Origin of the sequence: Streptomyces sp. NPDC006655 (assembly GCF_040703965.1) — a bacterium.
Lineage (GTDB): Bacteria > Actinomycetota > Actinomycetes > Streptomycetales > Streptomycetaceae > Streptomyces.
Genome location: NZ_JBEYJU010000073.1, coordinates 23,562 through 46,541 on the forward strand (window position 1 = coordinate 23,562; position 22,980 = coordinate 46,541).

The window sequence follows — 22,980 nt, forward strand, 5'->3', positions numbered from 1 at the left end:
GGCGCTGGGGGTCCCCCCGGCCGAAGGCTGGGGGAGGAACTGCGCGACCAGCCCCCACAGACCCGCACCCGACGAACTACCCGCCCAACGCCCCCAACTGCTCAAGGAACCAAGCCGCAGGAGGCAACGCGGTCGCCGCGGCAGCCAGCCGCTTGCACCGCTCCGCCCGCTCCTCCGCCCGCATCGTCAACGCCTCCTGCAAGGCGGCAGCGGTCCCCCCGATGTCGTAGGGATTCACCACCACCGCGTCCTCGCCCAGCTCCTCGTACGCCCCCGCCTCCCGCGAGAGCACCAGCGCGCACCCCTCGTCCGACACCACCGGGATCTCCTTCGCGACCAGGTTCATGCCGTCCCGGATGGGGTTCACCAGGGCCACGTCGGCCAGCCGGTACGCCGCCAGCGAGCGCGCGAAGTCGTCCTTGACGTGCAGCACCACCGGCGTCCAGCCCGCCGTCCCGTACGCGGAGTTGATCTCGTCCGCGACCCGCTGCACCTCGGCCGTGTAGTCCCGGTACACGGCGAGGTCCTGCCGCGAGGGGTAGGCGAACGCGACGTGCACCACCCGCTCCCGCCACTCGGGACGGTCGTCGAGCAGCTGCCGGTAGGCGAGCAGCCCGCGCACGATGTTCTTCGACAGCTCGGTGCGGTCGACCCGGACGATGGTCTTGCGGCCCTCCCCGATCTCCTCCCGGAGGGCCGCCATCCGCTCGTCCACGTCCCGCTGGTGGGCGCGCTCGCGCAGGAAGTCGGCGTCGGCGCCCAGGCCGTGCACCCCGATCCGGGTGTCCGACGAGGAGGGGATCCCCGGGCCCAGCACCGTGTGACAGCAGGCCACGAACGCGTCGGCCCAGCGGCGGGTCAGGAACGCGGCGTGGTCGGCGCCGAGGATCCCGCTCAGCAGCTCCGCCGCGATGTCGTCGGGGAGCAGCCGGAAGTAGTCCGGCGGCGCCCACGGGGTGTGCGAGAAGTGGCCGATCCGCAGGTCGGGCCGCAGCTGTCGCAGCATCCGGGGCGCGAGCGCCAGGTGGTAGTCCTGGATGACCACCACCGCGCCGTCGCCCGCCTCCTCGGCCAGCGCCTCGGCGAACGCGTGGTTGTAGGCCCGGTACGACTCCCACTGGCGCCGGAACTCCGCGTCGAAGACCGGTTCCAGCGGGGTCTGGTAGAGCATGTGGTGGACGAACCACAGCACCGAGTTGGCGATGCCGTTGTACGCGTCCGAGAACACGCCCGGATCGATGTCGAGCATCCGGACCCGCTGGCCCCCGGTGTCCGCCGCCGGCAGCGGGCCGCCCCCGGCCCGCCGGACCGCCTCGCGGTCACCGTCGCTCAGCGCGGCGCACACCCACACCGCGTTCGCGTCCGGCCCGATCGCCGAGAGCCCCGAGACCAGCCCGCCGCCGCCCCGTTTGGCACGGAGCGCGCCGTCCGCGTCGTCCGGACGGAACTCGTACGAAACCGGGCCGCGGTTCGACGCGACCAGCACCTCTGCACTGCCGGTGTAAGCCATGGGGGAAGCCATACGCCTCAACCTAGCCCGGCTTGTAAACGCTCAAACGTACGGTCACGCCACGACGGGCGAACGTGTACCAGGTCAGGCCACCCGGCGGTCGGCGTACTCCGCGATCTCCACCATCGGCGGGCGTTCCTCCGTGTCCACGGAGTAGGTGCGGGGCTCGAAGCCGTCCTCGCCGCGTTCGAACTGGGTCAGGGACGGGCGGATCAGATGGCCGCGGGCCAGCCGCAGCTGCGCCGTGCGGTAGATCGCGGCGGACATCCGGCCGAGGGCCTGGCCGTCCTGGTGGCGGTGCTTGCGCACCCCGACGTCCACCTGGGCGAGCGCGTCCAGGCCGACCAGGTGCAGGGCGTCCACCAGCATGCCCAGCTCCACGCCGTAGCCGACCGGGAAGGGGAGCTGTTCCAGCAGGGTGCGGCGGGCCGCGTACTCGCCGCCGAGCGGCTGCACGAACCCGGCCAGCTGCGGCCAGTGCATGTTCAGCAGGGGGCGGGCCATCAGCTCGGTGACCCGGCCGCCCTGGCCCGTGGCGCCGGCGAGCGGGCGGTCGTACATCGCCTTGACCAGGTGCACGTCCGGGTCGGTCAGCAGCGGGCCGACGATGCCGGTGACGAAGTCGGAGGAGAAGTCCTTCAGGTCGGCGTCGACGAAGCAGACGACGTCCCCGCCGGTGACGAGCAGGGAGCGCCACAGGACCTCGCCCTTGCCGGGGACGGCGGGGATGCGGGGGAGAATCGTGTCCCGGTGGACGACCCGGGCGCCCGCCGCCGCGGCCACCGCCGCCGTGCGGTCGGTGGACCCGGAGTCGACGACCACGATCTCGTCGACCAGCGGCACCTGCCGCATCAGGTCGTGACGGATGACCGCGACGATGTCGCCGACCGTCTCCTCCTCGTTGAGCGCGGGCAGCACGACGGAGACGGACTGACCGGTGCGCTGCTTGGCGGCGAGTATCCGGTGCAGCGGACGGTCGGTCACGGACCAGGAGCGGGTGGCCAGCCAGCGCTCGACTTCTTCCAGCACAGTCAGCGGCTCCTCACTGTCACGGTCACACTGCGGGGTGTGATCCATCTCGCGGTACGGACGACTATCTCAACTGTCCTGGCCTTCGGTTACAGTCTTGAACAACGCGGGTGACCATCGCATGTCCTGGGGTCACCGTGCGTTGACAACCGAATACAGCTCATCCAGAGGGGCAGAGGGAAACGGCCCGATGAAGCCCCGGCAACCCTCCAGTCGGTCTCGTGTTCACAGCGAGGCTCCCGGCTAGGGAAGGTGCCAAATCCGTCTCACGGCGAGATGCGTCGTGAGGAAGATGAGGAGAAAGGGCCTCGCCTCACATGGCTGCGCAGACTGTTGCAACCGATTCCCCGGAGACCGTAGACCTCGGCCCCGCCACCGCGCTGTCCTGCCGGGAGTGCGGCCACCGCGTGCCGCTCGGCCCGGTGTTCGCCTGCGAGGAGTGTTTCGGCCCGCTGGAGATCGCGTACGACTTCTCGGGCTACGACACCGAGGAGCTCCGCAAGCGGATCGAGGCGGGACCCGCGAACATCTGGCGCTACGCGCCGCTGCTGCCGGTCCCCGCGGACGTGGCGACCAAGCCGAACATCAACCCGGGCTGGACCAAGCTCGTCCAGGCCGACAACCTGGCCAAGGAGCTCGGCGTCACCGGCGGGCTGTACGTGAAGGACGACTCGGGCAACCCGACGCACTCCTTCAAGGACCGCGTCGTCGCCCAGGCCGTCGAGGCCGCCCGTGCCTTCGGCTACACCACGCTCTCCTGCTCCTCCACCGGCAACCTGGCCGGCGCCGTCGGGGCCGCCGCGGCCCGGGCCGGCTTCCGCTCCTGCGTGTTCATCCCGCACGACCTGGAGCAGGGCAAGGTCGTCATGGCCGCGATCTACGGCGGCGAGCTCGTCGGCATCGAGGGCAACTACGACGACGTGAACCGCTTCTGCTCCGAGCTGATCGGCGACCCGGCCGGCGAGGGCTGGGGCTTCGTCAACGTCAACCTGCGGCCGTACTACGCCGAGGGCTCCAAGACGCTCGCGTACGAGATCTGCGAGCAGCTCGGCTGGCGGCTCCCGGACCAGCTGGTCGTCCCGATCGCCTCCGGCTCCCAGCTCACGAAGATCGACAAGGGGTTGCAGGAGCTGATCAAGCTCGGACTCGTCGAGGACAAGCCGTACAAGATCTTCGGTGCGCAGGCGGAGGGCTGCTCGCCGGTGTCGACCGCGTACAAGGCGGGGCACGACGTGGTGCGGCCGCAGAAGCCGAACACCATCGCCAAGTCCCTCGCCATCGGCAACCCGGCCGACGGCCCGTACGTCCTCGACATCGCCCGGCGCACCGGCGGCGCGGTGGAGGACGTCGACGACGAGCAGGTCGTCGACGCCATCAAGCTGCTCGCGCGGACCGAGGGCATCTTCGCCGAGACCGCGGGCGGGGTGACGGTCGGCGTCACCCGGAAGCTCATCGAGAACGGGCTCATCGATCCGGCGAAGTCGATCGTCGTCCTCAACACGGGTGACGGACTGAAGACGCTGGACGCGGTGGCGGGTACGGGACTCACCGCGACCATCCGCCCGAATCTCGAGTCTTTCCACGAGGCCGGGCTCGCCTGAGCCGACCGCAGAAAACCAGGGCGTTGCCCGGACCGGAGGTCTAGACAGTGAGCGTCACCGTTCGCATCCCCACCATCCTGCGTACCTACACCGGCGGCCGGGCCGAGGTCGCCGCGGAAGGCGCCAACCTCGGCGAGGTCATCGCCGACCTGGAGAAGAACCACACCGGGATCGCCGCCCGCGTCCTCGACGACCAGGGCAAGCTGCGCCGGTTCGTCAATGTGTACGTCAATGACGACGACGTGCGATTCGAGCAGGGTCTGGAGACGGTCACGCCGGACGGCGCCGGCGTCTCCATCATCCCGGCCGTCGCCGGCGGCTGAGCCCCCCGGCCCGCCTGACCTGATGGCCGAATGACCGAACATTACCTTCGGTAACAGGCATCACCGGTTGTGAATGGGATTGCCCCCTCCGCGAGAGAAGCGGAGGGGGCAATTCTGTGTGGTTGAGCGCGGTACAGTTGGGGAACACGGTCCCGATCACCGGGGCGCGGGCCCTGTTATTGGATACCGCGGGCCTGCCAAGAAGTAGCCAAAGTGTGCGGGTCATATGCGGCTTTCGTGGCTTTTATGGGGCCCGACTTGCCCTGAATTCGACCGAATTCTCGCTACATTCCGGACCCTTCCCACCCAGAATTCTCGTCCGATTGACCTGTTGCAGACGGCAGTTGGACAGATACATTCAGCCGCGGTCGACGCGTTCCGGCGCACGCCCCCAACCAATGGGGGGTGAGGTCTGACCCGGATCCGCGAAGTGTGGATCTGTGCAAGGGCCAGTAATAGGGGAGTTAGGCATGGCTCAGGGCACCGTCAAATGGTTCAACGCGGAGAAGGGGTACGGCTTCATCGCGGTCGACGGTGGTGCGGACGTGTTCGTCCACTACAGCGCGATTCAGATGGACGGCTACCGCACCCTGGAAGAGGGCCAGCGGGTCGAGTTCGAGATCTCGCAGGGCCAGAAGGGCCCGCAGGCCGACATGGTTCGCGTCACCGCCTGAAACGGCACACACCAGGAAGGGCCCGCTCCCGTCGGGGGGCGGGCCCTTCGCCGTGCCCCGGAGGGCGCCGCCCTGTGCCCCCGGAGGTCGCCGCCCGGGTGTTCGCGGGCGGCTGAGCGCGCCGCCCGATACCCGGGAGGCGCTTGCACTCGCCTAGGCCGAGTGCTAATCATTGCGTTAGCACTCTGAAGGTGAGAGTGACAAAGAAGGACCGGGTCGGTGAGGCCCGCAGGCCGGGTGGGGCAAGGAACCCACGGGTCGGCGAGCCGTCCGTCGCGGGCGCGGGCGCGGTCCTCGAAGACTCACCCCCAGTCCTGGAGGGACCACTTCACATGGCCAAGATCATCGCGTTCGACGAGGAGGCGCGGCGCGGCCTCGAGCGCGGCATGAACCAGCTCGCGGACGCCGTCAAGGTGACGCTCGGCCCCAAGGGCCGCAACGTCGTCCTCGAGAAGAAGTGGGGCGCCCCCACGATCACCAACGATGGTGTCTCCATCGCCAAGGAGATCGAGCTCGAGGACCCGTACGAGAAGATCGGCGCCGAGCTGGTCAAGGAAGTCGCCAAGAAGACGGACGACGTCGCCGGTGACGGTACGACCACCGCGACCGTTCTCGCCCAGGCCCTGGTCAAGGAGGGCCTGCGCAACGTAGCCGCCGGCGCCAACCCGATGGCCCTCAAGCGCGGTATCGAGAAGGCCGTCGAGGCCGTCTCCGGTGCCCTGCTCGAGCAGGCCAAGGATGTCGAGACCAAGGAGCAGATCGCCTCCACGGCCTCCATCTCCGCCGCCGACACCCAGATCGGCGAGCTCATCGCCGAGGCGATGGACAAGGTCGGCAAGGAAGGCGTCATCACCGTCGAGGAGTCCCAGACCTTCGGTCTGGAGCTGGAGCTCACCGAGGGTATGCGCTTCGACAAGGGCTACATCTCGGCGTACTTCGCCACCGACATGGAGCGTATGGAGGCGTCCCTCGACGACCCGTACATCCTGATCGCCAACTCCAAGATCGGCTCCGTCAAGGACCTGCTCCCGCTCCTGGAGAAGGTCATGCAGTCGGGCAAGCCGCTGCTGATCATCGCCGAGGACGTCGAGGGCGAGGCCCTGTCGACCCTGGTCGTCAACAAGATCCGCGGCACCTTCAAGTCCGTCGCCGTCAAGGCCCCGGGCTTCGGCGACCGCCGCAAGGCGATGCTGAACGACATCGCCATCCTCACCGGCGGCGAGGTCATCTCCGAGGAGGTCGGTCTCAAGCTCGAGAACACGACCCTCGACCTGCTGGGCCGCGCCCGCAAGGTCGTCATCACCAAGGACGAGACCACCATCGTCGACGGCGCCGGCTCCACCGAGCAGGTGCAGGGCCGGGTCAACCAGATCCGCGCCGAGATCGAGCAGTCCGACTCGGACTACGACCGCGAGAAGCTCCAGGAGCGCCTGGCCAAGCTCGCCGGTGGCGTCGCCGTCATCAAGGCCGGTGCCGCGACCGAGGTCGAGCTCAAGGAGCGCAAGCACCGCATCGAGGACGCCGTGCGCAACGCGAAGGCGGCCGTCGAGGAGGGCATCGTCGCCGGTGGTGGCGTGGCCCTGCTCCAGGCCTCCCAGGTCTTCGAGAAGCTGGAGCTGGAGGGTGACGAGGCGACCGGCGCGCAGGCCGTGAAGCTCGCCCTGGAGGCCCCGCTCAAGCAGATCGCCGTCAACGCCGGCCTCGAGGGTGGCGTCGTGGTGGAGAAGGTCCGCAACCTCACCCCGGGTCACGGCCTGAACGCCGCGACCGGTGAGTACGTCGACCTGGTCGCCGAGGGCATCATCGACCCGGCGAAGGTGACGCGTTCCGCCCTGCAGAACGCCGCCTCCATCGCCGCGCTGTTCCTCACCACCGAGGCCGTCATCGCCGACAAGCCGGAGAAGGCCGCCGCGGCCGCCCCGGGCGGCATGCCGGGCGGTGACATGGACTTCTGAGCCTGACGGCTCGGCAGCTCCCGCGCAGCACCGAGGGCGGCGCCCCCTGTTCGACAGGGGGTGCCGCCCTTCGCCGTACCCGGGCCCGGCCCCAAGCCCCTGACAGGCGGGGAGCGGGTCCCGAGCCGCGGGGCGCTCGGCGGGCGAGGGCTGGTGTGTCCGGCCGCGGGGCGGGGGTGCCGTGGCCGGGCGGTCGCTGCCGCGGCGGACGGCGCGGTGGGGTGCCTCCTGGCCGGAGGCTGGGGGAGGCCGGTGACCGACGAGTGTCCCGCGGGCGGTCCCGGCAGCCCTCAACGGGCGAGGAACGGGCCCAGTGCCGCGATGAGTTCGGTGGGTGCGTCCAGTGCGATCAGGTGCGCGGCGGTGGGGAACTCGACCAGCGTGGCGCCGGGGATCCCGGCGGCGTAGTGGCGGGCGATGTCCTGGAAGTCGGTGACGTCGAGCTTGCCGATCCCCACCAGGGTGGGCACGCGGATGCCGGCGAGATCGCCGGTCGTGGGGCCCTGGGAGTACTCGCCCACCACGTCCTGGTTCACCAGCGACGTGCGCAGCGGGCCGCGGAGCCGGTCGGCCAGTCCGTCGGCGACGTCGTCCCAGCCGCGGGCCGGCCCGCGCAGCCACATGTCCAGGTTCACGCCGACGGCGGTGTCCAGGTCGCCCGCGGCCAGCGCCGCCGTCTCGGCCTCGTCGTACGCGATCATCTCCGCGGACCAGTCGTACCGCGGCCACGGCGGGGCGAGCAGCGCCAGCGAGTGCACCCGGTCCGGGTGGGTGAGCGTGAAGTCCACGGCCACCCGGCCGCCCCAGGACGCGCCCACCAGCCGGACCCGGTCGAGGCCGAGGTGGTCCAGGAGGCGGCGCAGGTCGTCGCTCTCGCCGAACGGTCCGCTCGGCGGCGCGGACTCGCCGAAGCCGCGCAGGTCGTACCGGACGACCGTGTGCCGTTCGGCGAGGGCGGGTGCGACCGCGTCCCACATGCGGTGATCCGCCACGCCGGCGTGCACGAGCACGACGGGCGGTCCGTCACCGGTGACGGAGTAGGAGAGGTGGCCGAGTTCGTCGGTGAGTGTCTGCATCCGCAGATGCTCGCAGCGCCCCGGCGGGGGCCGCCACCCGATAAGCCTCCCCCGGTGGTGGCGGGGGTCACACCGCTTCGCCGCCGGGAGCGGGAATGCGCGGGGGCGGACGGATCGTTGTGCACGACGCGTATTCGATGCGCGTGCACATACCGGCTGGTCAATGAACCCGACGTATACGACTCGGGTACCCGACCCACTCACGAGGAGCCCCCCACGTGACCGTCACCACGCCCCCCGCCTCCCGCGCGGCGGAGATCCTCTCCCGCCCCATCGTCCTGAACGGGCTCACGGTCCCCAACCGGATCGTGATGGCGCCCATGACCCGCCAGTTCAGCCCCGGCGGCATCCCCGGCGAGGACGTGGTCTCGTACTACGCCCGCCGGGCCGCCGCCGGTGTCGGTCTGATCGTCACCGAGGGGACGTACGTCGGCCACGACTCGGCCGGCGACAGCAGCCGTGTCCCGCGGTTCCACGGCGAGGAGCAGCTGGCGGGCTGGGCGAAGGTCGCCGAGGGCGTGCACGCGGCCGGCGGCACGATCGTCCCGCAGCTGTGGCACATCGGCATGGTCCGCAAGCAGGGCCGGCCGCCGTTCGCGGACGCCCCCGCCGTCGGCCCCTCCGGCATCCGCCTGGACGGCACCGAGGGCGAGGGCAAGGAGATGACCCGGCAGGACCTGGACGACGTGATCGCCGCGTTCGCCGAGGCCGCGGCCGCCGCCGAGCGCATCGGCTTCGACGGGGTCGAGCTGCACGGCGCCCACGGCTACCTGCTCGACCAGTTCCTGTGGGCGGGCACCAACCGCCGTGCCGACGCGTACGGCGGCGACCCGGTGGCCCGTACGAAGTTCGCCGCCGAGATCGTCGCCGCGGTCCGCGCGTCGGTTTCCGCCACCTTCCCGGTCATCTTCCGCTTCTCGCAGTGGAAGTCCGACAACTACGACGCCCGCCTCGCCGAGACCCCCGAGGAGCTGGAGGCGATCCTCACGCCGCTGGCCGCCGCCGGCGCCGACGTCTTCCACGCCTCCACCCGGCGCTACTGGCTCCCCGAGTTCGAGGGCTCCGACCTCAACCTGGCCGGCTGGACCAAGAAGCTCACCGGCAGGCCCACCATCACCGTCGGCTCGGTCGGCCTCGACGGCGACTTCATCAAGGGCTTCATGGGCGAGGGCTCCCCGGTCAGGGGCATCGACGACCTCCTCGACAGCCTGGAGCGCGAGGAGTACGACATGGTCGCCGTCGGCCGCGCCCTCCTCCAGGACCCCGAGTGGGCGTCGAAGGTCCTCGCCGGCAGGACGGACGAGCTGAAGCCGTACGACGCGGCGGCCCTGAAGTCGCTGAGCTGAGCTGAGCCGCTTCCGAGCCGAGCCGAGCGGGTCGGGTCGGCGGGCGGAGACGTGCGTGATCACCGGAACATGGTCATGACCAGCGCGACCACTCCCTGCACCAGCAGGGAGAGGACGCCGAAGAGCAGGGCCCAGATCCGCGCTGTCTCCGCCCCCAGGCGCCGGTGCCACGCCCAGCCCCAGCCGCCGACGGCGGCCGACACGGGGATGAGGGCCAGTACGACGTGGCCCGCCACGGCCAACGGCACCACGTCGAGCACCAGCAGCAGCACCAGCCCGGCCCGGACACCGCGTGCCCCGCGCGTCTCGGGCCGGCCGACGCGCATCGCGCCGTAGACGATCGTGTGGAGGACGGCGACGAGGGTGCAGGTGGTGGCCACGCCCAGGGCCTCGTCACCCAGTGCTGCCAGGAAGTCCCACCGCAGCAGTCCGTCCACGAGATTGTTGAACACGGGGAAGGCCAGCACTCCGAGCGTGATCAGGAGCGAGACACGCAACTGCTGGGCGAGGCCGGTCATCGGTGGTGCTCCGGTCGACGGCTGACGGGGGAACGAGACATCGCAGCCCGTGAACTGGCCGAAAATCGCCGTACCGGGTGTGGCGGATTCTACGCACCGGTCGCGGATACCGGCACTTGTGCGCAGTGCCGTGCGTTCCACCGGTGACCAGCAGCCGCCGAGGTGAGAGCGAGCGACCATGACCGCCAGTGAAACCCGGACGCCGGCCCCCGCGGCCGCCGAGGGCCCCGTCGTGCGGACGGCCGCCGGTGCCGTGCGCGGACTCCAGGAGGACGGACTGGCGGTCTTCCGGGGCATCCCGTTCGCCGAACCCCCGGTGGGGGAGGCGCGGTTCGCGGCGCCCCGGCCGGTCCGCTCCTGGGACGGCACCCGCGAGGCGTACGCCTTCGGCCCGCCGCCCCCGCAGGACCTGGGCATCCAGGGGCGCACGGGCGTACTGGAGGCCCCCGAGGGCGACGACTGGCTGACGGTGAACGTGTGGACGCCCGACCCGGACCCGGCCGCCCGCCGCCCGGTGATGGTGTGGATCTACGGCGGCGCGTACAAGCTGGGCCACTCCGGCAGCCCCGGCTACGACGCGCGGCGCATCGCCCGCGAGGGCGACGTCGTCGTGGTCACCCTCAACTACCGCGTCGGCATGGAGGGTTTCGCCCACATCGAGGGAGCGCCCGCCAACCGCGGCCTGCTGGACCAGGTGGCGGCCCTGGAGTGGGTACGGGAGAACGTCACGGCGTTCGGCGGCGACCCCGACCGGGTCACGGTCTTCGGCGAGTCCGCGGGCGCCGGGTCGGTGGCCTCGCTCCTCGCGATGCCGAGGGCGTGCGGCCTGTTCCGGCGGGCGATCGCGCAGAGCGTCCCGGGCACCTTCTTCTCCGCCGAGCTGGCCGAGGACATCGGCAGGGCCCTCGCGGCCGAGGCCGGACTGCGCCCCACGGTGGCCGACCTGGCGACGACCGACCCGCGCCGGCTGCCGGAGGCCGGGCAGGCGCTGGGCGCCAAGATGGCCCAGTACGTGGACCGGTGGGGCCGGATCGCGCCGACGGTCACCCCGTTCTCCCCGGTGGTCGACGGGGACGTGCTGCCCAGCACCCCCTGGGAGGCACTCGCCTCCGGCGCCGCCCGCGACGTGGACCTGCTCGTCGGCCACAACCGCGACGAGTTCCGCCTCTTCCTCGTCCTGGCCGGCATGCACGGCAGGATCACGGAGGAGCAGGCGACCGGCGCACTGCGCCTGTTCGGACCGGACGGCGAGGCGGGCGAGCGGGCCTACCGCGCGGCCCACCCCGACGCGTCACCCACCGCGCTGTACGAACAGGTGCAGACGGACTGGCTGTTCGCGATGCCGTCGCTGCGCCTCGCGGAGGCCCAGACCGCGGGCGGCGGCCGGACCCACCTCTACGAACTGACCTGGAGCGCCCCCGGCAGCGGCGGGGTCCTGGGCGCCTGCCACGGCCTGGACATCCCCCTCCTCTTCGGTACCTTCGAGGCGGACCTCGCCAACCTCCTCTGGGCGGGCGCCGACGTCACCGCCGAGGCCGAGACCCTCTCCGCCCGTTTCCGCACCGCGTGGACGGCGTTCGCGAGGACCGGGGACCCGGGCTGGCCGGCGTACGACACCCGGACCCGCGCCACCCAGCTCATGGACGCGACCCCGACGGTCACGGCGTACCCGGAGGAGCGGACGAGGCGGCTCTGGGAGGGGTACGAGTTCACCCCGTCCCCCCTGCTCGGCTGACCCGCACCGGCCGCCGGCCCGGCTCACATGGGCGGGTCCGCGGCCGAGGCGTCGGCGGGACGCCCGGGTCAGAGGTTGCCGAGGGGCTCGACGTCGACGTGGACGGGGTTGCCCCAGACCCTCAGCACCTCGTAGTCGGTGAACTCGTGCACCAGCCGGTAGGCCATCGCGGGCCGGGACCCGCGGCGCTGGGCGGCGAGGTACAGCTCGGCCTCCTGCCGGTCGCGCCGGGGGGTGCCGCACAGCTCCCACTCCCGCCCGTTCCACGCCTCCGGCAGCCAGCGCTGCTGCGGCTGCGGCCGGTCGGCGCGCACCCCGTACCGGGACATGGACGGCCCCGCGGCCTCTCCCGCCCCGGTGGGCCGGGGCCCACCGGCGAACTCCGACCGCCGGGCGGCCCGCCGCCGCGTCTCGCACAGCAGGCACAGATCAGGGGCACTCTTGTCCACGGGGCCCTGCGGGTGCTCGGCGCACCGGGTGGTGGGGGCGGGGGCGCCGACACTCTCCTCCAGCAGGTCGAGGGCGCGCCGCAGGTCGTCCTTGACCTCGTACAGCTTGGCGTCGGGCGTGTCGCCGGTCAGCGCGTCCCCGTGCTCCCCGAGCACGCGAAGGGCCCGGCCGAGGGCGGTGAGCTGGGCGTGGTTCATGGAACCAGGGTTGCACAGGGGGCCGACAGCGCCGCCCGAAAGCCGGGGCAGGTCCGGCGGCCGATCCTCTCGGCGGTCTCTGTGCTCATCTCTGCGCCGTTGCTGATCGGCGCCCGTTCATCGCGCCACGGATCTCAGCGGCGCGAGAGCGGACCTCCGAAGGTGGGAGGGGTGTGTGGGGGCTGCTGGGGGCGCGTTCGCCTCGGCATGCGCCGCACGTGCCGCCGGCCAGGGCCTCCGGGCGGCCCGGGACGCCGCACTTTGCGCATTCCAGAATGCGCAGCGGCGGCCGGGCGAGGGCGGCCGGGGCCGGTTCGGGCGGGAGCTTGTCGGTGAGGCGCTTGCGGAGGAGGGCGGCCGGGTGGTGGACGGGCGAGGGGAGGCCGCCGGTCAGGGCCTGGCGTACGTACTCGTCGGTGGAACCACGGGCGAACCACTCCGTGAGCAGTGGCGCGAGGGCGGCGCAGTCGGCCTGGGAGAGGGAGAGGGCCGGGGCGGTGCGGCCGAGGGCGGCCAGGAGGATGTGCGCGCGGGAGCGGGTGGGGCGGGCCCGGTCGGGAGGCTGCTCCGGCTCCGGTACGGCGCCTCGCGTGAACGCCGCCCACCAGTCATCGTCGCGCGCGGTACGGGACCACCACGATCGGGTGATCCAGCGACGGCTCCCCGACTCGGCCAGATGTTCCCGGCCCCGCCGCAAGTGCCCGGCCCGTTGAAGGTGGTTGAGGGCGGTACGGAGGGCGCACTGGCCGTAGGGAAGCTGCTTGGCCAGCGTCTTCACGGAGATGTCGGAGCCGTCGGGGAGCCGGTCGACGTACCCGGCGATGGCGGCTTCGCGGGGTGGGAGGTGGGCGAAGTCGTGAGCCGTACGCCGGTGTTGGTCCGGCGCGGACCGCTTTCCGTAGCCCGGGTTGGCCATGGGGTGCGGGGACGCGTGCGCGGATAGGGGGGCAGCACTAAACTGGCTGTCAGCCATGGGATCGATGGTTCCGATCTTGTTGGTCAGGCCCCCGCAGGTGTTGGTAGCGCCTGGCGGGGGCTGTTTCGTTCGTTATGCGGGCACGCTAGACGATCGTGACTATGCGTGGCAAGCCGAACGCGTCAAGTCAACGCGCCGGGTGGGAGGGTGGGTTGAGGCCCTCGACCATTCCTTGAAAAAGGCGCTCGGGGCTGGGCGTCCGAAGCTCAAGCGAGGTCAGGTGCCGAGGTTCTTGAGGTTTCCGACGAAGGCTGACCACGCCTCCGGCCGGAACACGAGCCTCGGGCCCGAGGGGCCGGTTTTGGAGTCGCGGACGGGGACGAGGGCGGGGTGGGCGTCGGAGACTTCGAGGCAGTCGCCGCCCTGTCCGCCGCTGTAGCTGGACTTACGCCACGTGGCGAGGCTCTGGTCGTACTCAGGCAAGTTCCTCATGTTCGTAATCCTGCGCCGCGGACTCGATCAAGGCCAGGGAGTCCGGCGGAGAAAGGGAAGCGGCGAGGAGGAGTTTGAACATCTGGGTATGGCGGGCGACGACGGCGGGGTCGTCCAGCAACCTGCCCATGTCCGGGGCCTCCACGAAGGAGAGCGGTGGTCCGTCGGTGAACTCCATCAGTTTGAGGGGGCCGTCCATCGCGGCGTGCGCTCCCGCGTGGAACGGCAGTACCTGCACGATCACCCGCCTTCGGCGGATCAGCCCGGCGAGGTGGGCGAGGGCTTCGGCCATCACGGAGGGTCCACCCGTCGACCTGCGCAGCGCTGCTTCGTCAATCACCGTCCACAACAACGGCTCTGTTGGGTCAGCGAGGAGGTGGGTCCGTTCCATCCGGGCCGATACCAACTCCTCGATCGTCTTCTCCGGGGCCGTGGGCTTGTAGGCACGGAACACCGCCTCCGCGTAGGCCCTGGTCTGGAGCAGTCCCGGAATCAGCAGTGCCGCGTACTGACTGATCGCCGTGGCTCGTGCCTCCGCCTCCGCCGCCTCCGCGAAGTGGTCGGGGTACTTGGACCTCGCCGCCGCCTCGCGGTTCCGCCGGAAGAAGTCGTCCGTCCCCAGAGCCTCGTCCAGCAACCGGGCGTACTCCGGCTGCATCCGCCGCGTCCCCGCCTCCAGCTGGCCGATGAACGAGCCGCTCACGAACAGGAGTTGCCCCAACTCCGCCTGACTGAGCCCCTTGCGCTCGCGCGCGTGCCGCAACTCCGCTCCCAGCAGGGCGCGCGGTGACGACGACGGATCCAGATCTTTCGGCCCTGCCATGTGCACGCCCCTGTCCAGCAGACGAGGTTGTTGGGATGCCCTATCTGGCCAGGTTAGAGGCGTACCGGACACGCTGTGTGGTGAATCACCGACTCAGCGTGGAGGTAGGAATGGTGCTGCGGACCACCGAAGAGGTCGTGGAGTCGCTGCGGGCGGCCCTCAAGGGCGTCGGTGTGGTACTGCCGTCGCTCTGCGTCGACCCGGTGACCGGCGCGAGCGACGAGCCCTTCGCCCTGGTGGAGTTGGGACGGTGCAACGTGCGAGTCGCGGAGCGGCTGGCCTCCGTGGTCCGGGGTGAACGGCCGCCCGTCGGGACGTATGTGACGGACGTACGGGACGGACGGATCGGCGAGGTCAGGGGGCACGTCGGCGGGAGGGTGCAGGTGCGGCCCGTGGCCGGCGGCCGGGAGTGGGACTGCCTGGCCGGATGCCTGGAACCCGCGCCGCCGGAGGAGGTACTGCGGGCGCAGGTGCGGGGCGTCAACCGGGCCGGAAGGCTCGGTCTGTAGCGCCGTCATCGTCGGCGCACACCTTACGGGCGGCCATAGAACGGGGCGACGAGGGCGATGTGCCAACTGCGCACCTCGGGCTCCAGCTCGATCGCGTAGGCATCGAGGGCTGGGCGGACAAGTGGGCGAAGGAGGAAGGTTCCGGGACCTTCGCGGCTCTGGTCGTCGTCACCATGTGCTTCGGCGACCGCGAGACCGTCGCCGCCTTTGATGAGGTTTTCGCGCCGAAGTCCTTCAGAATCTGCCCGTTTGATCAGGTGGGCAGTCCCGCGTCGCGGGCCAGGAGGGCGGCCTGGACGCGGTTGGTGACGCCCAGGGCAGTGAGGATACGGCTGACGTGGGCTTTGACGGTGCTTTCCCGCATCGCGAGGCGGGCGGCAATGTCAGCGTTGGTCTCGCCATGGGCAAGCAGGGCCAGAACGTCCAGCTCCCGGGGGGTGAGCCGCTCAAGCCGGGCCCGCGCGGCAGTGGCCTTCGGCTGGTTGCCGGTGTGGTAGCGGTCGATGAGTCGGCGGGCCGCGGCGGGGTGGAGCATGGCGGAGCCGGCTGCCACCAGGTGGACGGCGCGCAGGATCTCGGCGGGATCGGTGTCCTTGAGGAGGAAGCCGTCGGCTCCGGCGGCAAGGGCGTCGTAGACGTACTGGTCGAGGTCGAAGGTGGTCAAAGTGATGACCTTCGGCGGGTGAGGCAGCGCCCTCAGCCGGGCGGTGGCGGTGATGCCGTCCATGCGGGGCATGCGCACGTCGACCAGGGCGACATCGACGCGGTGGGCGCTGGCCCGTTCGATCGCCTGGAGGCCGTCGGCGGCCTGGGCGACGAGGTCGATCTCCGGGTCGCTGTCGAGGAGGTCGGCCAGGCCGAGGCGGACCAGGGCGTCGTCGTCGACGATCATTGCGCGGATCATGCGGGAGTTCCGTTCTCTTCCGTGCCGTTCTCTTCCGTGCCGGCCGGGTGGTGGATGCGCGCGGCCAGGCGCCAGGAGCCCGCGCCGGCCGGTCCCGCGTCCAGCTGGCCGCCGAGGGCGCTTACGCGTTCGCGCAGGCCGACGAGCCCGTAGCCGGAACCGACGGCGGCCGCCGGCCCGGGGCGACCGGCGGGGTTGGTGACCTCCACCAGCGTGGCCGGCGGCCGGTAGTCGATCGTCATGGTCACCGGGGCGCCGTCGGCGTGCTTGCGGGCGTTGGTCAGGGCTTCCTGCACGATGCGGTACACGGCAAGGCGGTGGGTGGTGGGCGCGTCCTCCGGCCGGCCGTGGACCGTCATGGCAATGGGCTGGGAGGCGGCGCGGGCGTCGTCCACCAGTTGCTGGACGTCGCCGGGAACCGGCGCGGGCACCACGCCGGCACCGTTTGGTGCAGCGCCGGGAGCACGCAGCACACCGAGCACGTCCCGCAGATCGGCGAGCGCTTCCGTGGAGGCGCCCCGCAGGAGAGCCAGTCGTTCGGCGACCGGTCCGGGCAGGGTGCCGCCGCGGGTGGCCAGCACGCCCGTGTGCAGGGCGATCAAGCTGAGCCGGTGGGCGAGGACGTCGTGCATCTCCGCCGCGATCCGGGACCGCTCCGCGACCCGCGCGGCCTCCTCGCGCAGCTGCGCCTCGACGCGCAGGTGCTCCACATCGGCGGCCATCGCCCGCACCAGACGCCGACGGCTGCCGATCCACATGCCGACGACATACGCGAAGGCCCAGAGGAACAGCGCGGTGACGTACGCCTGCTGGTGCCACAGCCGGGTCGGCGGATAGCCGACGAGGTTGGCGCCCAGCGCGGCGGCGACGCAAAGGACCGCCGCCCGCGTCCGGCGGGCCGCGGCCAGGTCGTACAGGACAAGAGCCAGCAGCAGCGAGCCGATCCACCCCCACCACGCGGTGACCGCGGCGACCACGATGGGCGCGACGGGCCAGCGCAGCCGCGGCACGAGCAGTACCACCGCGCACGCCACGGCCGAGGCACCGATGGGAACCACATACCGGCCATCGCTGACCAACTGCGCGCCGTTCACTGCGGCGACGCCGGCGAAGAACGTCACGACCGCGCCGCGCCCGACGGCCCCCACCGTCGCCTGAATCTTGCTGCTGTTCACCGTCACGATCCTAGGCAGACAGCTGCCTGCCTCCCCCCGACGACCGGCGACGTCCACCCCCTACTTTCGTCGGGGAAAGCCGTCGAAGAACGGCGGATCTGCTGCCGGGCGGCGATTCCTAGCGTCGTATGCATGGATGACTGGACCACCTCCCACGAACGCGTTCTGGCGCAGCGCGAAGCCGACGGCTGGCTGTTTCTGATCGAAGCAGCCCGTGATCTGCGCACCACCGGCGCGATCGCCCCCAGCGGTAAGGCCCTCGCCCACGCCCTGACCGAGCCCGTCCGCAGCCGCTCGCCCCGCCCGCTCGCCGTCCTGGAAGCAGGCGCCGGCACCGGCGCCGTCACCCGGCATCTGATCCCCCGCCTTCCCCGCGGCAGCCGCCTCGACATCGTCGAGGCCAATCCCCGCTTCGCCGACCAGCTGCGCATCCTCGCCGCCACCCACCCCCGCACGACGTCCCGGTCCGCGGACATCACCGTCCACCAGAGCCTCGTCGAGGATCTCGACACCGACCGGCGGTACGACGTGATCGTTTCCGGCTTGCCGCTGACCAATTTCGCCCCCCGCACCGTGGAACGGATCATGGGCCGCTACCTGGAGCTGCTCCACCCCGGCGGAACCCTCACCTACTTCGCCTACCTCGGCACCCGACGCGCCCGCACCCTGCTCGCCTCACCGTCCGAAGCACGCCGGCACGCCGCCGTGGACCACGTCATGACCGCCTACCAGCGCCGCTACGCCACCGCCCGCTGGAGCGTGTGGGCCAACCTGCCACCCGCCCACGTCTGGCACCTGCAACGCCCCCCGCTGCCTTCCCAGCCCTCCGCCGTCGGTCAGCACAGCGCCGCCCGGACCAGGTGAGTCTGTCGATGCACGTCCTGACCGACCTCCTCGCCCACCTCCCGGCGCCGGCCGCCTACGGGGTGCTGGCCCTGGCCGTGCTGGCCGAGTCGATCCTCCTGGTCGGCGCCTTCGTCCCGACCCTCACCCTGCTGCTGACCGCCGGCGCGCTGGCCCGCGCCGGCCACATCAGCCTCCCTCTCGTCATCGCCGCCGCGGCCGGCGCCGTCATCGCCGGAGACCTCCTCGCCCACCGCACCGGCCGCCTTCTCGGTCAGCGGCTCCGCACCGGCCGCGCGGCCCGCCGCATCCCCGCCCCCCTTTGGCACCGCGCTGAGGCCCTCACCGCCCGCCACGGCGGCCGAGCCGTCCTGCTGGCCCGCTTCATTCCCGTCGTACGCACCCTCGCCCCCCACTTCGCAGGCGCCACCAGCCTGTCCTACCGCTGCATCGCCCCCTACAGCGCCACCGCCGCCTGTCTGTGGGCCACCGCCGAAGCCGGCGCCGGCTACGGTGCCGCCGCGTCCCTCCAGCGAATCATCACCCTCGGCGGGCCTGCCCTTGCCATCGCCGGCGTGATCACGGCCGGGGGCGCGGCCCTGTGGATGAAGAAGCGCCGCCGCTTCCCGCAACCGCAAGACGTCGGCTGACAGTCAGCCCCGCCCGGTGCGGACGTGACTGACCGACAGCCGGTATCTCCAACGCCACACAGATCACAGGGCCGCACCATCTCGGCACATCCATCCGAGGCTTCCGGTGCAGCGCCGCACACGTCGCGCCCTGATCTTCCGCGCCGTCAGGCTCACGCCGCCTCGACGCCGGCTACGACTCGGCCACGTCCCGCTCCGTACTCAACGAGCTGAATCTGCAAGGTCAGATCGCACGCAAGAGGACCAAAGCGCCCGTCCAGGCAACCCGGCGGTGGCACGTCGAGCGCACCCACGCCTGGCAGAACTCCTTCCACCGCCTCGCCCGCTGCTACGAGCGCCGCACCAGCGTCATGGAAGCGTTCTTTGACCTTGCCGGCGCGATCATCACCGCACGTCGTCTGCTCCGCTGCGTGGCCTCTAATTCGTTGGCCCTGCGAAGTGGGCGGTGGGGACACTGCCGACGTGGCTCTTCATGAGGGTGAGATCGCGGTCGACGAGGCGATGGTGCGGGCGCTGTTGGCGGTTCAGCGGCCCGAGTGGGCGGGGCTGTCTCTGTCGTGGGTGGGGGCAGGGTCGGAGAACACCATGTACCGGCTGGGGGACGAGCTGTTGGTGCGGTTGCCCCGGACCGTCGAGAAGGGCGCGGCCCTACGCAAGGAGCACGAGTGGCTGCCGCGCCTGGCGCCCTCCCTCTCGTACGCAGTACCCACGCCCGTCCACGCCGGGACGCCCACCGGCGCCTACCCGGCCCGCTGGTCGGTCTACCGCTGGATCGACGGTGCCGAGGCCGGGCCGGACAGCGTCCGGGACTGGGCCGCCTTCGGCACCGACCTGGCGGCGGTCGTACGGGAACTGCACGGTGTCGGCCTCATGGGGGCGGTGCGCGCGGACGATCTGAGCTGGTACCGCGGGGGCAGCCTCCGGGAGTGCGACGACTGGGTCGGGGAGTACCTCGCGGACTGCCGCCGGATCGAGGGTGCGGAACTCGACGTGGACACCCTGGAGCGGCTGTGGCGGGCTGCGCTCGCGCTGCCCGATCCGCACGGGCCGCACGTATGGCTGCACGGCGACCTCAGGCCCACCAATCTGCTGGTCCAGCGGGGCAGGCTGCACGCGGTCATCGACTTCGGCGCCCTCTCGGTCGGCCATCCGGACGCCGAGCACGCCGTGCTCTGGGACCTGCCGCCGGAGGCCCGGCAGGCCTACTGGGACGCCATGGGCCTCGACGACCCGACCTGGATCCGGGCCCGCGCCTGGGCGATCGCCGTCGGCGTGGCCGGGGTCGCCTACTACTGGGAGACCTTTCCCGCCTTCGTCGCCCAGTGCCTCGCCCGGCTCCGGGCGATCCTGGCCGACGCCGCCACGCGGTGAAGCGTCAGCCGGTTCGCCGAGGGGGCTCAGGCGGTGGGCCGTTCCGGCTCACCGGGGTGGCGGGGCGCCCGCCGTACTCCGCTCGCTCGGTGCGCTCCGCCCGGTCGGCGTGGTGCCCTTGAACGTGGCGTACGTGGCCAGGAAGCCGACCGCGTAACCGGTCAGCAGGCCGCCCGCGTACACCGCCGCCGCCAGGGCCGGGCCTCTGTTGCCCGTGACGAGGGGGAACAGGGCCCAGCCCGAGGGGCCGATGGCGGTGGCGCCCACCCGGTCGCCGAGCATCGCGAAGAACCCGACGAAGGCGCCGCCGGCCGCGCCGCCCGCGCAGGCGGTCAGGAAGGGGCGGCCGAGGGGGAGCGAGACGCCGTAGATCAGGGGTTCGCCCACGCCCAGCAGGCCCGCCGGGAGGGCCGATCTGATCGTCGTACGCAGTGACGTGTCGTGGCGGAGGCGGGTGTAGACGGCGAGGGCCGCGCCCACCTGGCCCGCCCCGGCCATGGCCAGCAGGGGGAGCAGGACCGTGTAGCCCTGCTGCTGGATGAGGGTGGTGTGGAGGGGGATCAGGGCCTGGTGCAGGCCCAGCATGACCAGGGGGAGGAAGAGGCCGCCGAGGATCAGTCCGGCGAGGGGGCCGGTGGTGGTGAGGAGCCAGTTCGCGGCGGTGCCGATGACGGCGGAGACGACACCGGCGGCGTACATCAGGCCGTAGAGCGTGGCCAGGCCGGCGGTGAGGACGGTGACGGTGGGGGTGAGGAGGACGTCGAGGGCGGCCGGGACGCGACCCCGGCACCCCTTCTCGACGTACGTCGCGAGCAGGGCGGCTGCCAGGGCGCCGAGGACTCCGCCCTGGCCGGGGGAGAGGGCGACCCCGAAGGCGGTCACCTTCGCGACGCCCGGGTAGACGACGACCGCCGCGACCGCGCCGCCCAGCACCGGCGTCCCACCGAACACCTTCGCCGTGTTGTAGCCGACGAAGACGCTGATCAGCGCCATGAAGCCGGAGGCGACGGCGGCGAGGGCGGGGGTCAGGCCGGGCAGCCAACCGGCGTTGACGAGGAGGCCGTTCAGTCCGGCGAGCATCCCGCACCCGATCAGTGCCGGGATGAGCGGGACGAAGACGTCGGCGACCCGGCGGAGGGCGGTCTTGAAGGGGGTCGCGTTGCGCCGGGCCCGGTCCGCCCGCAACGCGGCGCCACGGGCGGCGAGCGCCGATGCGTCGAGATCCTGAAGAACCGGGTCGCGGTGCGTGGGGGACTGCCGGGCCGACGTGGCGCCTCCCGCCCACGCGCCGGTAGCCGCACCACCGACACCGCCCCGCGCCCCCGCCGCACCGCCGACACCGCCCCGTGCCCCTGCGGCACCCGCCGCACCTTTCACCCTGTCCCGCGCCCCCGCCGCACCGCCGACACCGCCCCGCGCCCCTGTGGTGCTCGCCGCACCTTCAACCCTGTCCCGCGCCCCTGTGGTGCTCGTCGTGCCGTCGGCTGGATGGCTGCCGGGGGTCCCCCCGGGCCCCTCGGCGGTGGCGAGCAGCGCTTCGAACGCCGCGGTCACCGTCACCACCGCGCCCGGCCCGATCACCACCTGGAGGGTGTCCCCGTCGGCCACCACCCCCAGCACCCCGGGCACCGCCCGCACCGCCTCCGCGTCGGCCGCCGAGCGGTCCGCGAGACCCACCCGCAGCCGGGTCATGCAGTGGGCGACGGAGGTGACGTTCGCGGGGCCGCCCAGGAGGGGGAGCAGCGCGCTGGCGGTGTCGTACGGCGTTCTCTGCACCCCCCGAGCGTGCGGGTCAGCCCGCCGCCGTGGTGAGCGCCGCGCGCAGACGGCCGCCGGACTCCTCCAGAAGGCGGGCGGCGGTCGGCCCGTCCACCCCGGCCAGGATCACCAGGACGGCGTTCTTCACGTCGCCGCCGGTCGCGGTGAGGGCGGCCTCGATCTCGGCGTCCGGGGCGCCCGTGGCGAGGGCGACGATCCGCCGGGAACGGGCGCGCAGCTTGTCGTTGGAGGCGCGGACGTCGACCATCAGGTTCCCGTAGGTCTTGCCGAGCCGGATCATCGTGATCGTCGACAGCATGTTGAGGACGAGCTTCTGGGCGGTGCCCGCCTTCAGCCGGGTGGAGCCGGTGAGCAGCTCGGGGCCGACGACCACCTCGACACCGTGCTCGGCGGCGGCCGCCAGCGGACTGCCCTCGTTGCAGGAGAGGCCGACGGTGAGGGCGCCGAGGGCGCGGGCGTGTGCGACGGCGGCGACGGCGTAGGGGGTGCGGCCGGAGGCGGAGATCCCGACGACCGTGTCCGCGGCGCCGATCCCGAGCGCGTCCAGGTCCTGCCGGGCCAGCTCCGCCGAGTCCTCGGCCCCCTCCACCGAGGTGACCAGGGCATCCGGTCCGCCCGCGATGACCCCGACCACCTGACCGGCACGCGTGTTGAAGGTGGGCGGACACTCGGACGCGTCGAGGACGCCCAGCCGCCCGGCGGTACCGGCCCCGGCGTACACCAGCCGGCCGCCGTCCGCCATCCGGGCGGCGATGGCGTCGACGGCGGCCGAGATCTCGGGAAGGCGCCGGCCCACGGCAGCCGCGACCTGGGCGTCCTCGCCGTTCATCAGGCGGGCGATGTCGAGGGTGGGAAGCGTGTCGATACCGGCCAGCTCCGGTCTGAACGCCTCAGTGGTGAGCGAGTCGAGTTCGGCACGGAGGACGTGGTGTTCGGTGGTCATGGGCAGACGGCTCTTCTCGACGGGCGCGGGTCGGCTGACTCAGGGGCGCGGGGCAGCGGGGGAGGTGCGGCTAGGGCCCTTCTGATGGATCTCCGCGGCGTCGCGACGCCCGGCACGCACGCTCGACGCACGGGGTGGCGGGCCAGGTGGCTCCGCCACAT

22 protein-coding genes, 1 pseudogene and 1 riboswitch are annotated in these 22,980 nt (G+C 72.0%); of the genes and pseudogenes, 11 read left to right on the plus strand and 12 right to left on the minus strand.

From position 1 onward, the window contains the following. Window positions 1-76: 76 nt before the first annotated feature. Together AB0958_RS32150 and AB0958_RS32155 are read right to left on the minus strand one after the other, a co-directional pair. Window positions 77-1,510 (minus strand): trehalose-6-phosphate synthase, encoded by a 1,434-nt coding sequence (locus AB0958_RS32150; protein ID WP_366894012.1) that lies wholly within the window; start codon window positions 1,508-1,510, stop codon window positions 77-79. Between the two features lie 84 nt (window positions 1,511-1,594). Then, window positions 1,595-2,539, minus strand: a complete 945-nt coding sequence (locus tag AB0958_RS32155) for a glucosyl-3-phosphoglycerate synthase (protein ID WP_366893989.1) — start codon at window positions 2,537-2,539, stop codon at window positions 1,595-1,597. A 157-nt stretch (window positions 2,540-2,696) separates the two neighbouring features. After that, window positions 2,697-2,838, plus strand: a riboswitch (SAM riboswitch). An 18-nt stretch (window positions 2,839-2,856) separates the two neighbouring features. Here AB0958_RS32155 and thrC point away from each other — a divergent pair. The 4 genes from thrC to groL all read left to right on the plus strand — a co-directional run bounded on the left by thrC (window position 2,857) and on the right by groL (window position 7,092). Further along, a complete protein-coding gene (gene thrC, locus AB0958_RS32160; protein ID WP_366893990.1) occupies window positions 2,857-4,140 on the plus strand; it encodes a threonine synthase in 1,284 nt (427 codons plus the stop codon). Between the two features lie 47 nt (window positions 4,141-4,187). Next, complete coding sequence (locus tag AB0958_RS32165) at window positions 4,188-4,463, plus strand: MoaD/ThiS family protein (protein ID WP_132892004.1); 276 nt, start codon at window positions 4,188-4,190, stop codon at window positions 4,461-4,463. A gap of 470 nt (window positions 4,464-4,933) precedes the next feature. Continuing rightward, window positions 4,934-5,137 (plus strand): cold-shock protein, encoded by a 204-nt coding sequence (locus AB0958_RS32170; RefSeq protein ID WP_004986573.1) that lies wholly within the window; start codon window positions 4,934-4,936, stop codon window positions 5,135-5,137. A 332-nt stretch (window positions 5,138-5,469) separates the two neighbouring features. Beyond that, window positions 5,470-7,092 carry a chaperonin GroEL gene (groL, locus tag AB0958_RS32175; RefSeq protein WP_046730948.1) on the plus strand — a complete coding sequence of 541 codons (1,623 nt, stop codon included), beginning with the start codon at window positions 5,470-5,472 and terminating at the stop codon, window positions 7,090-7,092. Window positions 7,093-7,382: 290 nt separating this feature from the next. Here the strand turns inward: groL and AB0958_RS32180 are convergent, their stop codons facing one another. Continuing rightward, window positions 7,383-8,168, minus strand: coding sequence for an alpha/beta hydrolase (locus tag AB0958_RS32180; protein WP_366893991.1), 786 nt, complete (start codon window positions 8,166-8,168; stop codon window positions 7,383-7,385). Window positions 8,169-8,386: 218 nt separating this feature from the next. On the opposite strand from AB0958_RS32180, the gene AB0958_RS32185 reads away from it, so the two are divergent. Continuing rightward, window positions 8,387-9,514, plus strand: coding sequence for an NADH:flavin oxidoreductase (locus AB0958_RS32185; RefSeq protein WP_366893992.1), 1,128 nt, complete (start codon window positions 8,387-8,389; stop codon window positions 9,512-9,514). Between the two features lie 59 nt (window positions 9,515-9,573). Here AB0958_RS32185 and AB0958_RS32190 read toward each other — a convergent pair whose 3' ends face one another. Continuing rightward, complete coding sequence (locus AB0958_RS32190; RefSeq protein WP_366893994.1) at window positions 9,574-10,032, minus strand: hypothetical protein; 459 nt, start codon at window positions 10,030-10,032, stop codon at window positions 9,574-9,576. A 178-nt stretch (window positions 10,033-10,210) separates the two neighbouring features. Here AB0958_RS32190 and AB0958_RS32195 point away from each other — a divergent pair, with 178 nt between their 5' ends. Continuing rightward, window positions 10,211-11,767: a carboxylesterase family protein gene (locus tag AB0958_RS32195; RefSeq protein ID WP_366893995.1), complete on the plus strand. Its 1,557-nt coding sequence runs from the start codon at window positions 10,211-10,213 to the stop codon at window positions 11,765-11,767. A gap of 68 nt (window positions 11,768-11,835) precedes the next feature. Here the strand turns inward: AB0958_RS32195 and AB0958_RS32200 are convergent, their stop codons facing one another. The 4 genes from AB0958_RS32200 to AB0958_RS32215 all read right to left on the minus strand — a co-directional run bounded on the left by AB0958_RS32200 (window position 11,836) and on the right by AB0958_RS32215 (window position 14,645). After that, window positions 11,836-12,414: a hypothetical protein gene (locus tag AB0958_RS32200; protein WP_366893996.1), complete on the minus strand. Its 579-nt coding sequence runs from the start codon at window positions 12,412-12,414 to the stop codon at window positions 11,836-11,838. 85 nt (window positions 12,415-12,499) lie between these two features. Next, on the minus strand, window positions 12,500-13,330 hold the full coding sequence (locus tag AB0958_RS32205; RefSeq protein ID WP_366893998.1) for a hypothetical protein: 831 nt from the start codon (window positions 13,328-13,330) through the stop codon (window positions 12,500-12,502). A gap of 276 nt (window positions 13,331-13,606) precedes the next feature. Next, a complete protein-coding gene (locus AB0958_RS32210; RefSeq protein ID WP_366893999.1) occupies window positions 13,607-13,822 on the minus strand; it encodes a DUF397 domain-containing protein in 216 nt (71 codons plus the stop codon). Further along, window positions 13,806-14,645: a helix-turn-helix transcriptional regulator gene (locus AB0958_RS32215; RefSeq protein WP_366894000.1), complete on the minus strand. Its 840-nt coding sequence runs from the start codon at window positions 14,643-14,645 to the stop codon at window positions 13,806-13,808. The genes AB0958_RS32210 and AB0958_RS32215 overlap by 17 nt, the downstream gene beginning before the upstream one ends. Before the next feature lie 116 nt (window positions 14,646-14,761). Between AB0958_RS32215 and AB0958_RS32220 the strand changes: the two genes are divergently transcribed. Continuing rightward, window positions 14,762-15,154 carry a hypothetical protein gene (locus tag AB0958_RS32220; protein WP_366894013.1) on the plus strand — a complete coding sequence of 131 codons (393 nt, stop codon included), beginning with the start codon at window positions 14,762-14,764 and terminating at the stop codon, window positions 15,152-15,154. Window positions 15,155-15,407: 253 nt separating this feature from the next. On the opposite strand, the gene AB0958_RS32225 is transcribed toward AB0958_RS32220, so the two are convergent. Continuing rightward, the gene (locus AB0958_RS32225) at window positions 15,408-16,058 is read right to left on the minus strand and encodes a response regulator transcription factor (RefSeq protein ID WP_146468372.1); all 651 of its coding nucleotides are present in this window, start codon (window positions 16,056-16,058) and stop codon (window positions 15,408-15,410) included. Beyond that, entirely contained in the window at window positions 16,055-17,233 is a 1,179-nt protein-coding gene (locus AB0958_RS32230; RefSeq protein WP_366894001.1) for a histidine kinase, read from the minus strand. Before AB0958_RS32230 ends, AB0958_RS32225 begins: the two co-directional genes overlap by 4 nt. Before the next feature lie 132 nt (window positions 17,234-17,365). On the opposite strand from AB0958_RS32230, the gene AB0958_RS32235 reads away from it, so the two are divergent. The 4 genes and pseudogenes from AB0958_RS32235 (at window position 17,366) to AB0958_RS32250 (ending at window position 20,097) form a co-directional block, all read left to right on the plus strand. Continuing rightward, window positions 17,366-18,097, plus strand: a complete 732-nt coding sequence (locus tag AB0958_RS32235) for a methyltransferase domain-containing protein (protein WP_366894002.1) — start codon at window positions 17,366-17,368, stop codon at window positions 18,095-18,097. 8 nt (window positions 18,098-18,105) lie between these two features. Continuing rightward, on the plus strand, window positions 18,106-18,726 hold the full coding sequence (locus AB0958_RS32240) for a VTT domain-containing protein (RefSeq protein ID WP_366894003.1): 621 nt from the start codon (window positions 18,106-18,108) through the stop codon (window positions 18,724-18,726). 161 nt (window positions 18,727-18,887) lie between these two features. Continuing rightward, a pseudogene (locus AB0958_RS32245) lies at window positions 18,888-19,202 on the plus strand (transposase); the annotation flags it as partial. After that, window positions 19,189-20,097 carry an aminoglycoside phosphotransferase family protein gene (locus tag AB0958_RS32250; protein ID WP_366894004.1) on the plus strand — a complete coding sequence of 303 codons (909 nt, stop codon included), beginning with the start codon at window positions 19,189-19,191 and terminating at the stop codon, window positions 20,095-20,097. The pseudogene AB0958_RS32245 and the gene AB0958_RS32250, both read left to right, overlap by 14 nt. Before the next feature lie 48 nt (window positions 20,098-20,145). Here the strand turns inward: AB0958_RS32250 and AB0958_RS32255 are convergent, their stop codons facing one another. Together AB0958_RS32255 and murQ are read right to left on the minus strand one after the other, a co-directional pair. Then, window positions 20,146-21,873 carry a PTS transporter subunit EIIC gene (locus AB0958_RS32255; protein ID WP_366894005.1) on the minus strand — a complete coding sequence of 576 codons (1,728 nt, stop codon included), beginning with the start codon at window positions 21,871-21,873 and terminating at the stop codon, window positions 20,146-20,148. A gap of 16 nt (window positions 21,874-21,889) precedes the next feature. Continuing rightward, on the minus strand, window positions 21,890-22,819 hold the full coding sequence (gene murQ, locus AB0958_RS32260) for an N-acetylmuramic acid 6-phosphate etherase (RefSeq protein ID WP_366894007.1): 930 nt from the start codon (window positions 22,817-22,819) through the stop codon (window positions 21,890-21,892). Window positions 22,820-22,980 lie beyond the last annotated feature (161 nt).